General features: G+C 65.2%; 14 protein-coding genes and 1 pseudogene. 7 read left to right on the top strand and 8 right to left on the bottom strand.

Going from position 1 to position 13459, the window contains the following annotated elements:
* Positions 1–768 (top strand): LOG family protein, encoded by a 768-nt coding sequence (locus BMI01S_RS00925; protein ID WP_028211043.1) that lies wholly within the window; start codon positions 1–3, stop codon positions 766–768.
* Between the two features lie 147 nt (positions 769–915).
* On the opposite strand, the gene BMI01S_RS00920 is transcribed toward BMI01S_RS00925, so the two are convergent.
* Positions 916–1806: a transcriptional regulator GcvA gene (locus tag BMI01S_RS00920; protein WP_028229814.1), complete on the bottom strand. Its 891-nt coding sequence runs from the start codon at positions 1804–1806 to the stop codon at positions 916–918.
* A 99-nt stretch (positions 1807–1905) separates the two neighbouring features.
* Here BMI01S_RS00920 and BMI01S_RS00915 point away from each other — a divergent pair, with 99 nt between their 5' ends.
* Positions 1906–2511, top strand: coding sequence for a chromate transporter (locus BMI01S_RS00915; protein WP_081723282.1), 606 nt, complete (start codon positions 1906–1908; stop codon positions 2509–2511).
* Entirely contained in the window at positions 2508–3035 is a 528-nt protein-coding gene (locus BMI01S_RS00910) for a chromate transporter (RefSeq protein WP_028229812.1), read from the top strand. The genes BMI01S_RS00915 and BMI01S_RS00910 overlap by 4 nt, the downstream gene beginning before the upstream one ends.
* 226 nt (positions 3036–3261) lie before the next feature.
* Here BMI01S_RS00910 and BMI01S_RS43815 read toward each other — a convergent pair.
* From BMI01S_RS43815 to BMI01S_RS00895, 4 genes and pseudogenes are all read right to left on the bottom strand, one after another.
* A pseudogene (locus BMI01S_RS43815) lies at positions 3262–3395 on the bottom strand (BrnA antitoxin family protein); the annotation flags it as partial.
* Positions 3396–3457: 62 nt separating this feature from the next.
* A complete protein-coding gene (locus tag BMI01S_RS00905; protein WP_028229811.1) occupies positions 3458–4294 on the bottom strand; it encodes an AsmA family protein in 837 nt (278 codons plus the stop codon).
* Positions 4295–4503: 209 nt separating this feature from the next.
* Positions 4504–4929, bottom strand: coding sequence for a PRC-barrel domain-containing protein (locus BMI01S_RS00900; RefSeq protein WP_028229810.1), 426 nt, complete (start codon positions 4927–4929; stop codon positions 4504–4506).
* 781 nt (positions 4930–5710) lie between these two features.
* Positions 5711–7207 carry an AMP nucleosidase gene (locus tag BMI01S_RS00895; protein ID WP_028211049.1) on the bottom strand — a complete coding sequence of 499 codons (1497 nt, stop codon included), beginning with the start codon at positions 7205–7207 and terminating at the stop codon, positions 5711–5713.
* Between the two features lie 290 nt (positions 7208–7497).
* On the opposite strand from BMI01S_RS00895, the gene BMI01S_RS00890 reads away from it, so the two are divergent.
* The 3 genes from BMI01S_RS00890 (at position 7498) to BMI01S_RS00880 (ending at position 9876) form a co-directional block, all read left to right on the top strand.
* Positions 7498–7905: a hypothetical protein gene (locus tag BMI01S_RS00890; protein ID WP_028211050.1), complete on the top strand. Its 408-nt coding sequence runs from the start codon at positions 7498–7500 to the stop codon at positions 7903–7905.
* Positions 7906–8074: 169 nt separating this feature from the next.
* A complete protein-coding gene (locus BMI01S_RS00885; RefSeq protein ID WP_028211051.1) occupies positions 8075–9082 on the top strand; it encodes a homoserine kinase in 1008 nt (335 codons plus the stop codon).
* Complete coding sequence (locus tag BMI01S_RS00880) at positions 9073–9876, top strand: BPSS1780 family membrane protein (protein ID WP_028211052.1); 804 nt, start codon at positions 9073–9075, stop codon at positions 9874–9876. The genes BMI01S_RS00885 and BMI01S_RS00880 overlap by 10 nt, the downstream gene beginning before the upstream one ends.
* Before the next feature lie 104 nt (positions 9877–9980).
* Here BMI01S_RS00880 and BMI01S_RS00875 read toward each other — a convergent pair whose 3' ends face one another.
* A complete protein-coding gene (locus tag BMI01S_RS00875; protein ID WP_028211053.1) occupies positions 9981–10160 on the bottom strand; it encodes a DUF3563 family protein in 180 nt (59 codons plus the stop codon).
* A gap of 78 nt (positions 10161–10238) precedes the next feature.
* Positions 10239–11453, bottom strand: a complete 1215-nt coding sequence (locus BMI01S_RS00870) for an extracellular catalytic domain type 1 short-chain-length polyhydroxyalkanoate depolymerase (protein ID WP_036044058.1) — start codon at positions 11451–11453, stop codon at positions 10239–10241.
* Positions 11454–11731: 278 nt separating this feature from the next.
* Here BMI01S_RS00870 and BMI01S_RS00865 point away from each other — a divergent pair, with 278 nt between their 5' ends.
* Positions 11732–12433: a phosphatase PAP2 family protein gene (locus tag BMI01S_RS00865; RefSeq protein ID WP_028229809.1), complete on the top strand. Its 702-nt coding sequence runs from the start codon at positions 11732–11734 to the stop codon at positions 12431–12433.
* A 138-nt stretch (positions 12434–12571) separates the two neighbouring features.
* Here the strand turns inward: BMI01S_RS00865 and BMI01S_RS00860 are convergent, their stop codons facing one another.
* A complete protein-coding gene (locus BMI01S_RS00860) occupies positions 12572–13360 on the bottom strand; it encodes a TOBE domain-containing protein (protein ID WP_244145273.1) in 789 nt (262 codons plus the stop codon).
* Positions 13361–13459: the final 99 nt, after the last annotated feature.

The following is a 13459-nucleotide window of genomic DNA, read 5'->3' as shown; positions in this document are numbered from 1 at the left end:
ATGGACAAGAGAAAAGTGATTCCCAGTCTGCGTTCACTCGCAGATCAAGAGCGCGCGACGGCCAAGAAGGCGCGCGCATCGTGGCAAATGTTCACGATTATGGCAGAGTTTATCGAGGCGACCGAGTACCTGTCCGAGATCCGGCCAGCGGTCAGCATCTATGGCTCGGCACGCCTGAAACCGGACTCGAAGTACTATCAGCTCGCCAGCACCATCGCGCGAAAGGTGTCGGACGCGGGCTTCGCCGTGATCTCCGGCGGCGGCCCCGGCATCATGGAAGCAGCGAACCAGGGCGCGCATGGCGGCAAGTCGCCTTCCGTCGGCCTGAACATCGAGTTGCCGCACGAGCAGTCGGGCAACCAGTGGCAGGACATCTCGCTGCGTTTTCGCCATTTCTTCACGCGCAAGGTCACGTTCGTCAAGAACTCCGATGCCGTGATCGTGATGCCCGGCGGTTTCGGCACGCTCGACGAACTGGCTGAAGTGCTGACACTCATTCAGACGAAGAAATCGCGTCACGTACCGATCATTCTGGTGGGTGCCGAATTCTGGAAGGGTCTGCTCGACTGGTTCCGCTCGGCGCTCGTGCCGATGGGCCTCATCAATCCCGAAGACATGGACCTGATGCAGGTGATCGACGACCCGGACCAGGTGCTCGAAGCCGTCCTCAAGTTCTACGAAGATGCGGACACGGGCGAGGAGGCTGGCAAGGAACACCCGGCGCACCGCGACCGCGACTCCGACGAAGACCGGATGTTCTACCTCTGATGTTTTGCGCGAGGCGCAGCGTGCGGACGGCAGGTTTGTAGCGTTCACAGACCTCCGTACCGCATGCGCTTCTACGCCTGCGTCATCTCACGCGTTCTGCGGGTCTTCGGCAGGTCAGATTGCGCCTCTTGCGGCCGCCCCACCCCGCTAGCCATGCGAACGCGACTTCGCCTGCTCCTCCAGCCAGCGGCAAAACTGCGCGACCAGCGGCGCCTGCGCCACTTCGCGTCGCGCCACCCACCAGTAGCCGCGGGCATCGAGATGCGGCCCCGCGAGCGGCGTGACGAGCCGCCCCGACGCGAGTTCGTCGTCGAGCAGCGGCAGCGGGCCGAGCGCAACACCTAGACCATCCACGGCTGCCTGCAAGGCCAGATAGAAGTGATCGAACGATTGCTTCTTCCTGCATTTGGCTTTCACACCTGCGGCGGCCAGCCAGGTGCGCCACGCGTCGGGCCGGGTGTCCGAATGCAGCAGCACGTGGCGCGCGAGATCGCCCGGCTGATGGATCGGCGCGCGCTTGAGGAGCGCCGGACTGCATACCGGCAATTCCATCTCGTCGAGAAAATGCCCTGCCTCGCAGTCGGGCCAGTGAGCCGGGCCGCGCCGCACGGCCACGTCGAACCCTTCGAGCAACTCAACGGGTGCATTCGAAGTGGAAAGACGCAGCTCGACGTTGGGCGCGAGGCGCTGGAACTGCGAGAGCCGGGGCAACAGCCATTTCATTGCGAAGGTGGGCAGCGCATTGACGCGCAGCACGCGCACCGCGCCCGTATCGCGCAGCTGGTTGGTTGCGCGCACGATGTCGTCGAATGCCGATTGCACCGCGGCGAGGTAGCGCCGCCCATCCTCTGTCAGCGCGACCCGCTTGCCGTGCCGGTGAAACACCTGCACGCCGACCCACGCCTCGAGTGCCGCCACCTGGCGGCTGATGGCACCGTGAGTCACATTGAGTTCGCCCGCCGCGGCGGAGAAACTATTGTGGCGCGCCGCGGCTTCGAACGCTCGCAGCGCGGGAAAGGGTGGAAGTGAGCGTGCCATCCTTGTGAGTGTAGATCACAAGAGTACGTCATAAAAATCGTTTTGCGGCATGCACGTTTCGGCTTACCCTCGCAGCGTGCATTAGAGGTTTCCATTTCCATGAAAGACGCCATTTCCCCGCCAGCCCCTACCGGATTGGGCGCCGACGCCGCGCTCGCCACGCCCAGCGTGCGCGATCTGTTCTTCGGGTTTCTCGGTCTGGGGTTCACGTCGTTCGGCGGTGCGTTGCCGTTGGCGCGGCGCACCATCGTCGAGCAGCGCCGCTGGCTCAGCGCCGGCGAATTCACCGATCTGCTCGGCCTCTGCCAGTTTTTGCCGGGCGGCAACGTCATCAATCTCTCAGTTGCGCTCGGCATGCGGTTTCAAGGCTGGCGCGGCGCGCTCGCGGGCATCCTCGGGCTGATCGCGGGCCCGTCGCTGGTCGTGATCGGGCTTGGCGTGCTCTATGAGCGCACGCAACACGATCCCCACGTGCAGCATCTGTTCATGGGGCTCGCCGCAGCGGCCGCCGGCCTGCTGGTCTCCATGGCCGTGAAGATCATGCTGCCGCTGCGGCGCGACCCGGGCGCGGCCGTCGTCGCGGCACTCGGCTTCGTGGCGATCGCCGTGCTGCGCACGCCGCTCTTTCCCACCATGCTCGTGCTTACGCCTGTCGGCATCGCGCTCGCGTCCCGCGCAGCGCGCAAGGAAGGAGGCTCCCGATGAACGCCACACTCGTTGCGCTGGCAGCGATCTTCGGTCAACTTTCGCTGCTCGCGTTCGGCGGCGGCAATACGATCCTGCCCGAGATGCAGCGCCAGGTCGTCGAGGTGCACCACTGGATGCCGGCGAGCGAGTTCAGCGCGCTCTTCGCGCTCGCCCAGGCCGTCCCCGGGCCGAACATGATGGTCGTGACACTGGTGGGCTGGCACGTGGCCGGGTGGGCGGGCATGCTGGTCACTTCCATCGCGAAGTTCGGGCCGTCGTCACTCGTCACGATCGCCGTGCTGCATGCGTGGGACCGCTTCAAGGACCGCCCGTGGCGGCGCATCGCGCAAAAGGGCCTCGTGCCGGTGACGGCAGGACTCGTGGCCGCAAGCGCGGTGCTGATCGCCAGGGCATCCGATCCTTCGTGGATCGCGTGGGCGATCACGGGCGTGTGCGCCGTGCTCGCGTTGCGCACGAAGATTCATCCGCTGTGGCTGCTTGGTGCGGGGAGTTTGATCGGGCTGACGGGGTTTGGGCAGTAAACCCGAGCGCTGACCCGCTGCCTTTCCGACTTTCTCGCGGTAGCGTTCTTGCTGAAACGCCACTCCCGCAAAGCTGCGCAGCTTGCGCGCACAAGATCAGTTGCCGCCAATGGTTGACGGCTTCGTCATGATGCTCGAACACCGCCTTCGGAGTTTGCCACGGACGACACGCGGCGCCAGATTCGACGACTACGGCTGGTTGCGCTGGCTTATGCGTCTTGAGCCAGTCCTTCAGGGCAGCGTTCATGTGCGTCTGCCGCCCTTTACCTGTGGCCTCAAAGGCATCGAGCACATCGTCGTCGAAGCGAATCGTCGTGGCGGTCTTTCCAGATCAGCGCTCTTCGCCCATTCGTCGGTAATCTCCGGCGCGTCGTCCGGATCAACCCGGGTGGCGCGCGAGTTTGTTGCAGCGGCACCGGTCCCTAAAAGCCAGGAGGGGGCGGCAAGGGTAGGCTGGATGGAGGGGGTGGCAGCGATGGCGGGGACGGCGGCGACGGAGGCGAAGGCAGGGACGGAGGGGAAGGCAATGACGGCGGGGCAGGCAGCTTTGGCAACCCACCTACGGGGGGCTTGAGCATGCCGATAACGGATTTGAGCTTCTGGGCAATGGCCTCGGTGACCGCCTTTTTCGCTTCGTCCGCGAGCGCCTCGCACACGGCACGGATGATCTCGGCAGGAGTGACGCCGTTTGTGGTCGCGCCGACATTGGCGAGATGCAGCGTAGGCAGCGGAACCGTCAGCGCGACTCCGGGCAGGTGAATGTCAAGTGAGAGCGCGCCGCCCACGACGGTGAGGTCGCGGATGATGACCTTGCGCGCGTTGCTGCCGGCCTGGATGGCGGCCGGGGTGGCGGACCAGGATTGGGCTTTGTTCTTGATGGTCTCCAGGTTGCTGGTGGCGTTGGGACTTTGCGCCTCGTAAGTAATCTGCGGTGCGATGACTGTGGCGGAATCAACAATGACAGGGCCGCCGCCGGGAAGTGAGCCGCTCTCGACATGCAGCGCGATACGGTCCACCACTACGGCGTAGGGCGAAGAGAAACCAGTGGGGTTGCCCACGGTAAGTCCATCAAGGGCGCCCACGCCGGTTAAGGGCGAGAATTCGACACTGCCCACGAGCACCTGCGTCTGGGTCGCAAGCGCGCCTTCCGTCTCGATGGCGGATTTGATGGACGGTTCGAATCGGGCAAGCAGCGTCAACAGCGCAATAGCGGCTACGGCGAGCAGAGTGGCAACGGCGAGTCCGAGGGTTTTTCGCATGGTATTCGGTGACCCATGAAAGGCGGTGGCCCGTCCAGACACGCGGCCGTTTGATCAGCAGTCGCCAATAGTGGATTACCGGCCTGGAAATGGGAAAACGGGAAAGCAGTCTGAAGGGGCAAGCGGTTGAGCGCGAAGCTCGAGTCCGGCGACAGGTCCTTGCGACTTGCCAGCCGCAACGACCTCAGCTTGGGACTGTTGCAAACAGGTCACTCCGCCTGGACTTTCTTCGGCTTGGGCGGCGATTGCACCTTCGCGTACTGGAACTCAGGCGTTGCCTTCAGGGCGACCTTGGTGGCGCCCGACAGATATAGATTGTCGCCGCGCACGTCGAGCGCGGCGATGGGCACCGCTACGTCATGCGTGGCGACGCCGAGGAAGCCGCCTGTAGCGACGATGGCCGCCGAGACGGACCCGTCCGGGGCCACGATCAGATCTTTGACCGCGCCGATTTTTTCGCTCTGGTCGTTGTAGACCAATTTGCCGAGCACGCTCTTCTTTACGCTCCATCCCTGCAAAAGCACCTGGGACTGCTCAATAGTGACGCTCAGCGGTTGTGTGCCGGCAACCTGTGCGTGCGCATCGATACATGCTGCAAGTGCCACTACTACCAATACTGCCTTGTGCAAAGCCATGTCGTTCACTCTCGGTGGTTAGCATCGGGTTCTGGCACGTTCTTCGGACCCTCGGGGTGACGCCGGCCAATGCCCCTTCGCTACCGCGGGCGCTCGCTCAGTGCCAGTTGAAGGTCGGGACGGCGGGAGTCGCCTGGGTTAGCGAAACAGCGGCCCGGCGTGGCCTGGAACCTGTATGCCAGATCGTCGGGCGCCAGTTTATTCACTTGCCGTCGGCTTACAAGCCCCGTGGCGCCAACTCATAGTTCCCGTTTTGGCAACGTTGCCGGCCTACCTCGCGACAGGACCAACGACGCATGGTCGATGATCCATAAGCGCCAGGTTCCATCCACCTGGCCTCCGCGCTTGAGAAGGCCCATGATTGCGTCCGCAACTCGACTTGCTGACACAATCCATGAACCAGGATGACCTGAATTTTTTTGCCCTTGCGGGTGACGCGGGAGTACCGGCGGCAAGCGAAGCTTCGACCGTGCGGATAAGCAACGACTGATGGGTGCCTGCCTGCAACCGGGCGCATCGCCATCTGGCCTGGCTCGGAAGGCTGGGATGCCAGCCAGTTGCGCAAATGGCTTCAGCTGCGCGAACAGTAAATTGCCCCTGTGAAGGACTCAGTCACTTGATGGCCAGACGACCGCGCAATTGATCGCGCATTACGCGAAGACGAGAGAATGTAAACGTGTGTCGCCCCTGCCCAATCAAGCGCGCAAGTTAGACACCAACCTTCGAATTACACAACGCAAGATCTGGCGGAGCCACCAAAGCCCCGCCAGATGACGCTTCCTCACTGAAACGCCACCTCCGCAAAACTGCGCAGCTTCCGGCTATGGAGCTTGTGCAAACCGTTCGTGCGCAGGATCTCCATCGCCTTCACGCCGATCTGCAAATGCTGATCGACCTGCGCGCGATAGAACGAGTCGGCCATGCCCGGCAGTTTGAGCTCGCCGTGCAGCGGCTTGTCCGACACGCACAGCAAGGTGCCGTACGGCACACGAAAACGGAATCCGTTCGCGGCGATGGTCGCGCTTTCCATGTCGAGCGCGATCGCACGGCTTTGCGAGAGGCGCTGCACCGGCTCGCGATGATCGCGCAGCTCCCAGTTGCGGTTGTCGACGCTCGCCACGGTGCCCGTACGCATCACGCGCTTGAGTTCGACGCCTTCGAGCCTGGTGACTTCCGCCACCGCGCGTTCGAGCGCGAGCTGCACTTCCGCGAGCGCAGGAATCGGCACCCACAGCGGCAGGTCGGCATCGAGCACGTGATCCTCGCGCACATAACCGTGCGCGAGCACGTAGTCGCCGAGGCGCTGCGTGTTGCGCAAGCCCGCGCAGTGGCCCAGCATGATCCACGCATGCGGACGCAGCACGGCGATGTGATCGGTGATCGTCTTCGCATTCGACGGCCCCACGCCGATGTTGATCATCGTGATGCCGCTGCCGTCCGCGCGCTTGAGGTGATACGCCGGCATCTGGGGCAGCCGCGCCGGCGCCGTGCCCTCGTCGTCCTGTTCGCCGAGGTTCGCGTTATAGGTGACCACGTCGCCGGGCTCGACGAACGACGTGTATTCGCTGCGGTAATTGCGCAGGTCGGCGTCGTCCGTGTGCGCCATCATCGCGCGGCCGAGCTTCACGAACTCGTCGATATAAAACTGATAGTTCGTATAGAGCACGTAGTTCTGCACGTGCGTGGGCGACGTCGCCGTGTAGTGCTTGAGCCGATGCAGCGAAAAGTCCACGCGCGGCGCGGTGAAGAGCGCAAGCGGATGCGGCTCGCCCGGGTGCGGCTCATAGGTGCCGTTGACGATGCGGTCGTCGAGCTGCGCGAGATCGGGCGTATCGAACACGTCGCGCATGGCGAAGAGGCGATCGCGGTCGAGGTCGCCTTCGAGGTGAATGCCCTCGGCGAACGCGAAGTGCACGGGAATCGGCTGATCCGAAACGCCCACCTCGATACCCACGTGATGGTTCTTCGCGAGCAGGCGCAACTGCTCGCGATAGTAGTTGCCGAAAAGGTCGGGCCGCGTGACGGTGGTCTCGAACACGCCGGGGCCGGCCACGAAGCCATACGAGCGACGCGAATCGATATGGGTGTTGACGTCTGTGCGGATGCGCACGAACGGATAGCAGGCGCGCACGCGCCGGTCGAACGCCTCGCCACGGCGATAGCGCGCAAACGCGTCGCGCAGGAAAGACGTATTGGCTTCGTAGATGCTCGAGAGACGCGCCACGGCGTCGGCCGCGTCTTCGAAAGACTCGTCCTGGAAGTCGTGCGCCGGCGTCATGAGGGGCCGCAGGTAATCGTTGTTCATCTTCGTTCGCCTCTGGCGTGTGATGGAACCACCTTACCACGGAAGGTGCGACATTCTGAGTACTGCCCCCCGCCGTGCACGGGCTTTTGCGGCCCCGGCTGCGTGCAACCCGCGAGCGCCGCAAGCGGCCCGCCACGCGCGGGCCGCAGCGATGGCGCGACATGGGGCGCGGCGGCCGGATTTGCTAGAATTGAAGCATCCCAGCCTTGCATGTGGCCGGAGTCGCGGCTAAGCCCCCAGCTCTGGTCGACAGGAGAATCACAATGAAGTCGCACCTTCTTGCCGCCGTCGCGCTCACGCTCGCTTTCAGCGGGGTCGCCATGGCAGCGCCGGCCGACGACGCGAAGACCGCCGTCGAGGCACAATCCGCGCAGTCAGAAAATGAACGCGCGGGCCTGCCCGACCTGGCTGCGATCAACAACAAGCCGGCCGCGCGCGTCACCTCGAAGGTCGATATCAACGACGTCCCGCGCGAGCCCAGCTTTCACGAAGTGAGCCGGAACGGCACGGAAATCACCGAATACCGCGACAAGGGCAAGCCCGTCGAAATCAACGTGCATTCGAACTTCGGCACGCGCTACAGCATGAGCGCGAACCCCGACACCTCGCCGCAAGTGCGCAATAACGGCCAGGCCAGCACGCGCCTGCCGTCGATCAACCTGCATTACTGAGTCATTTGACCGCGCGCGCCCTTTTGGGGCATGCGCGCGGCTATGCCATGTGCGTCGCCCGGAAGCCGGGCCACCGCCATCGCGCCTGAGACGACCACGCTCTTGAGCCCCCGGGCATCACGACGCCGCGTTCGCCGACCGACCATTACCAATCAACCGACCTTCTTGCATGGCCGTCTTCACCGCTGTCACCGACAATGAGCTTGCCCAATGGCTGCGCGACTATGAACTCGGCGATGTCGTCGAATTCCGCGGCATCCAGTCAGGCATTGAAAACAGCAATTTCTTCCTGACGACGACGCGCGGCGAATACGTCCTGACGATCTTCGAAAAACTGACGGCGAAACAACTGCCGTTCTACCTCGACCTGATGCGGCACCTGGCCTCGCATGGCGTTCCGGTTCCGGACCCTATGCCGCGTAAGGACGGGGCACTGTTCGGCCTGCTGCACGGCAAGCCCGCGGCGATCGTCTCGAAGCTCGAAGGCGCGCCCGAACTCGCGCCCGGCGTGGAGCACTGCGCGGAGGTGGGCCAGATGCTCGCGCGCATGCACCTTGCGGGCCGCGACTTCCACGGCGACCAGCCGAATCTGCGCAGCCTGGCGTGGTGGGAGGAAACGGTGCCGACGGTGCTGCCCTTCCTCGACGAGCCCCAAAGCTCGCTGCTCACGAGCGAACTCGACCACCAGCGCGCGTTCTTCGCCTCGGCCGACTATGCGGCGCTGCCGGGCGGCGCCTGCCATTGCGACCTGTTCCGCGACAACGCCATGTTTGCGCATACGCACCCGGCGCCCGGCCACGAAGTGCGGCTAGGCGGCTTTTTCGACTTCTATTTCGCCGGCTGCGACAAGTGGCTCTTCGACGTAGCCGTGACGGTGAACGACTGGTGCGTCGATCTCCCCACGGGCAAGCTCGACACGGCGCGCGCCGACGCGCTGCTGCGCGCCTACCAGACCGTGCGCCCATTCACACCGGAGGAAGCGCGGCACTGGATGGACATGCTGCGCGCCGGTGCGTACCGCTTCTGGGTCTCGCGCCTGTATGATTTCCATCTGCCGCGCTCGGCCGAATTGCTCAAGCCTCACGACCCCGGCCACTTCGAGCGCATCCTGCGCGAGCGCCTCGCCGCCAGTGCCTCGGGCTCCCATCACGCATTGCCCCATCGCCCATGCAATTAATCGAAGTCCCCGCGAAAACGGGCTACGTCTGGTTCCGCCAGGGCATCTGGCTGTTCCGCCGCAATCCGCTCGCGTTCCTCACGCTGTTTTTCGCCTATCTGCTGGCGATGACGTTGATCTCCGCGGTTCCGGTCATCGGCGGCCTGCTGCCGTTGCTGTTCGTGCCCGGCGTGGCCGTCGGCTTCATGGCGGCATGCCGCGACACGATCGCGGGCAAGCCGGTGTTCCCGACCATCCTCATCGACGGCTTTCGCTCGTACGGCAGTACCGTGGCGAAGCAGCTCCTCTTGCTCGGCGGGATTTACGTGGTGGCGATGCTGCTGGTGCTCGCCGCGTCGGCGTTCGTAGACGGCGGCGCGCTGTTGCGGCTGATGACGATCGGCGGCACGCTTGACGCGGAGTCGCTCGAAAACACCGACGTGCCGCTCGCGGTGCTCGCTTCCCTGCTTTGCTACGTGCCGGTGTCGATGCTGTTCTGGTTCGCGCCCGTGCTCACGGCGTGGCACGACGTGCCGCCGGTGAAGGCCATGTTCTTCAGCATCGTGAGTTGCTGGCGCAACAAGGGCGCGTTCGTGGTGTTCGGCGCGCTGTGGTTCGCGGTTTCGACGGTCGTCTCGATCGGTCTGTCGGCGCTGCTGCGCGCGCTCGGCGCCGGCGAGTTCACGGTGGCGATCCTGATGCCCGCGCTCGTCATCGTCACGACGATGCTTTACTGCTCGTTCTACGCGACCTATCGCGGCTGTTTCGGGGTGCAGGAAAAGCAGCCCGCCGAAATGCCGGGTTCCGGCCGCTGAGCGGTGCGCTCGAGCGGGAGCGCAAAGGTTAAAGCAGCCCAAACGCAAAGCGGCGCCATAGGCGCCGCCCTCATCCTGCGCCCATTGGGGCGCCGCATTCCTGCTTAGCCGTAGTGGCTCATCCACGACGGATGACGCGTGGCCTTCTCCAGGTCGAGCTTGCGCATGCGGAACTCGAGGTCGTAAATGTCGACCGATTGCGCCAGATACGCTTCTTCGCGCTGCTGGCGGCGAGCTTCAGCGGTTTCGGTCAGGAACAGGAAAAGACGGCTGAGCAGGTACATGATTTGGCCCCTCTTGGCGGGCACGAGCCCGTAATCGAACGAGACCATTATAGGGGAAACCCTAATTCGGGTAAACCCCTATCTTGCCCTGATGCGTGCTCGATGAAACTCGTGCGTCGATTCGTCGCTGTAAGACTCGTCGATGGCCTCGCGGCGGTGTCTCTCGAAAAACTCCCAGAACAAGGCGCTCGCGTCCGGACCGGTCGACGAGTGGAACGGCACGGCATCGTCGCCCCCGCTCCAGGCGTGATCGAGATCCGCTACGCGACATAGCCGCACCACGCTCTCCCCGTCCAGTTCGTAATCCTGCTCGCGATAGCCGTCCTTGAAGGTCTCGTGCGACACGACACCCTGCCGTACGCCGCGCGCATCGGCCAGGCCGTTCAGGCGCAGCAGCTGCACGGCGAGTTGTTCCGCGTTCACGGGTGCGACCACGGAATCGGCATCGCCTTGAACGACGATCGCCGGCATGCCCGGGTGAATGCGCCCGGCCAGCACGCTTTCGACGAGTGCTACCGGATCCCGGTGAACGCCGCGCCGCATGACGTCGAGCGCGGAGACGCCCGAGCGCGCCTCTCCAAAAGCTGGGCCGGAATGCAATGCGATGGCTGCGAAGCGGCCGGGCGAGCGCAACGCCAGCAGCATCGCTAGCCCCGCTCCGGCAGACAAGCCCGCCACATAAACACGCGAACGGTCGAAGCCGTACGCGTTGACGAGCGCATCGACCAGCGAAACGACGGCCGCCGCTTCACCGCCGCCTGCCGCTTCGCGCGAGTCGTACCAATGCCAGCACTGGTGCGGGTGCGCGCGCTCGGTCTGCTCCGGATAGACCACCGCAAAACCGTGGCGGTCCGCGAGCAGGTTCATGCGCGTGCCCTCGGCGAACGAATCCATCGACTGCTTGCACCCGTGCAGCATCACGACAAGCGGCCTGCCTGCCGTCGACCGCGCCGGCGGCAGATAAAGCCCGTAGGGAATGGTGCGCCTCCCATGATGAGCATTGGCCGGCACGATGTGCTCCGCGCGGCGCCATTCGCCCGCGGCCCAGGCGGCTGCCCGCGGCCCCACTCGCGACTCGCGCAGCGGCGCGCCGGTGCGGGCCTGCGCGCCCTTGCGCGGCACGAATCGCTTTGCCGCCTCCTCGGCCGCGGCTTGAGCGGCTCGCCAGATGGCCTGGGGCTTGGGCGCATGGACGGCCTTCGTGCCCTTCAGGGCGTCGCGGGCAGTCCGGGACGGGATGGCGAGCAGACGTCGCATGCCACCTGCCCATAGCTTCGACAGATTTTTCGTCATCGATGCCTCATAAAAGGGTCGGACGGACTGCGACCGTGTGCCGCGATCCGTGCATTGTGCAATGCACAATAGCATCAAATGAACGAGATTGCAGATCGGTCCGGTTCGATTCCGGGAGGGGCGTCCCCGAAGTGCCATGCTTTCATTAATGCGACACAGCTATACTGAACGCATGTCTGACGCGTGTGTCGGCCGCCTCATCGGCTCGCGCGTTAAGTAGCTGTTATAGACCCTGCTAGCAGTGAGCTGCAGATCCTACAGTTCGGCGGCGCTGACTCATGCCAGATTTGCCCATTCACCTTTGGTACTCCATTACCAATCTCGGCGGCGCAGGCCTCACCCTGCCGCTCGCGCTGGCGATTGCGCTCTGGCTCGTCGTGGGCTATCCGTGGCGTATGGCGGCGAGCTGGGCCTTGCTGCTCGGCGTGGCAATCGGGCTGGTGACGTTGACGAAGATCGCCTTCCTCGGCTGGGGTGTGGGCGTGCGCGAACTCGATTTCACCGGCATCAGCGGGCACGCCATGCTCTCCACGGCCGTCTACCCGGTCGCGTTTTTCCTGATGCTCCAGGGAACCCCGTCGCTCCTGCGGGCCGCAGGCGTGGCCGCAGGACTCGCAGTGGGGCTCGCGGTCGCGCTCTCGCGCGTGGTGCTCGCCGCGCACTCGCCTTCCGAGGCCGTCACGGGCTGCATCGTCGGCGCGCTCACGGCGCTCGTCTTCGCGCGCTACTGGTGGCTGGCGCAGGCACAGCGTATTTCGGCGGCGGTCGTCGCGCTGAGCCTCGCGGCACTGACCGTCGCTTTGCACAATGTGCACGTGCCCACGCATCGCTGGGTCACCAACATCGCGCTGACGGTTTCGGGCCACGACCGTCCCTATGTGCGCGCGAAGTGGAAAGCCGGCCGCGCGAACCGCGCGCCGGTCGCACCTGTCTCGCAAACCCGCAACGGCCTGACGCCACCGGCGCAGCGCCACGCCTGAGGGCTGTACGCCAGCCGCGCCTCATCCCTGCGGCACCTCAGCCGGCCACACCTCAGCCGGCCGCACCTCAGCCGGCCGCACCTAGCCGGCCGCACCTAGCCGGCCGCACCTAGCCGGCCGCACCTCAGCCGGCCGCACCTAGCCGGCCGCTCCCAATAACACGCTCGAGGCCTTGAATACGGCCGTCGCCGCTGCCCCGGGGACGAGTCCGAGCGCGTCCACGCTCGCGTCGGTGACGATCGCCGCAATCACGGCGCCGCCCGGCAGGGCGAGCGTCACCTCGGCATTCACGGCGCCCCGCCGCACGACCTCCACCGTCCCGCTCAGCCGGTTGCGCGCCGAAAGCCGCGCCGCGTCCGCGGCACTGGAGACCAGCACGATGGAAGTCGCCTTCACGAGCGCGACCACTGGCGCACCCGCGGCAAGCCCGAGCGCTTCTGTGCTCTCGCGCGTGATCGTGGCGACGAGCGCCTCGCCGCCGGGCAGCGCGATGGACACCTCGTCGTTCACCGCGCCCCGAACGACGCCGGCGACGGTGCCAAAGAGCTGGTTGCGTGCGCTTGTGCGCATTGCGAAACGTCCGAGCATGGCCAGATCGCTCTCCAAGCCCCCGGCTGGCTCGCCTGTGCTATTCGTCGCACCCGTGTCGAGCACCCTCGCCGCACGCTCGAGAAAGCGTTGGTGCTCATGCTCGATGGCGCGAAACGTCTGGACGAGACGCAGCGCACGCGGCGTGAGCGACGTCCCGCCACCGCCCTTGCCGCCCGCCGCGCGCACCCCGAGCGCTTCGCCCGCGAGGTTGTTCATCGCGTCGACGGCGTCCCAGGCGCCCTTGTAGCTCATGCCGACGGCCTTCGCCGCGCCGGTGATCGATCCGGTCGCACGAATCGCTTCGAGCAACGCGATGCGCGAGGCGCCGCCAAGCATCTGCTGCCCGGACTGGAACCAGACCGAGCCGCCAAGGCCCAGTCCCGGCGCAGCGGGCAACGCGGCAGAACCGGCTTCGGCTTCGGCGTCGCCGGATCC

It is taken from the genome of Paraburkholderia mimosarum LMG 23256 = NBRC 106338, assembly GCF_000739815.1.
GTDB classification, from domain to species: domain Bacteria; phylum Pseudomonadota; class Gammaproteobacteria; order Burkholderiales; family Burkholderiaceae; genus Paraburkholderia; species Paraburkholderia mimosarum.
Note: the sequence above shows the minus strand (reverse complement) of the source record. Positions and strands in the feature narration are given on the sequence as shown.

Excerpts from the sequence above, each read along its gene's own strand:
- BMI01S_RS00925 (WP_028211043.1), top strand. The coding sequence starts at position 1 with ATGGACAAGAGAAAAGTGATTCCCAGTCTGCGTTCACTCGCAGATCAA.
- BMI01S_RS00920 (WP_028229814.1), bottom strand. The coding sequence starts at position 1,806 with ATGGCACGCTCACTTCCACCCTTTCCCGCGCTGCGAGCGTTCGAAGCC.
- BMI01S_RS00915 (WP_081723282.1), top strand. The coding sequence starts at position 1,906 with ATGAAAGACGCCATTTCCCCGCCAGCCCCTACCGGATTGGGCGCCGAC.
- BMI01S_RS00910 (WP_028229812.1), top strand. The coding sequence starts at position 2,508 with ATGAACGCCACACTCGTTGCGCTGGCAGCGATCTTCGGTCAACTTTCG.
- BMI01S_RS00905 (WP_028229811.1), bottom strand. The coding sequence starts at position 4,294 with ATGCGAAAAACCCTCGGACTCGCCGTTGCCACTCTGCTCGCCGTAGCC.
- BMI01S_RS00900 (WP_028229810.1), bottom strand. The coding sequence starts at position 4,929 with ATGGCTTTGCACAAGGCAGTATTGGTAGTAGTGGCACTTGCAGCATGT.
- BMI01S_RS00895 (WP_028211049.1), bottom strand. The coding sequence starts at position 7,207 with ATGACGCCGGCGCACGACTTCCAGGACGAGTCTTTCGAAGACGCGGCC.
- BMI01S_RS00890 (WP_028211050.1), top strand. The coding sequence starts at position 7,498 with ATGAAGTCGCACCTTCTTGCCGCCGTCGCGCTCACGCTCGCTTTCAGC.
- BMI01S_RS00885 (WP_028211051.1), top strand. The coding sequence starts at position 8,075 with ATGGCCGTCTTCACCGCTGTCACCGACAATGAGCTTGCCCAATGGCTG.
- BMI01S_RS00880 (WP_028211052.1), top strand. The coding sequence starts at position 9,073 with ATGCAATTAATCGAAGTCCCCGCGAAAACGGGCTACGTCTGGTTCCGC.
- BMI01S_RS00875 (WP_028211053.1), bottom strand. The coding sequence starts at position 10,160 with ATGTACCTGCTCAGCCGTCTTTTCCTGTTCCTGACCGAAACCGCTGAA.
- BMI01S_RS00870 (WP_036044058.1), bottom strand. The coding sequence starts at position 11,453 with ATGACGAAAAATCTGTCGAAGCTATGGGCAGGTGGCATGCGACGTCTG.
- BMI01S_RS00865 (WP_028229809.1), top strand. The coding sequence starts at position 11,732 with ATGCCAGATTTGCCCATTCACCTTTGGTACTCCATTACCAATCTCGGC.
- BMI01S_RS00860 (WP_244145273.1), bottom strand. The coding sequence starts at position 13,360 with ATGCTTGGCGGCGCCTCGCGCATCGCGTTGCTCGAAGCGATTCGTGCG.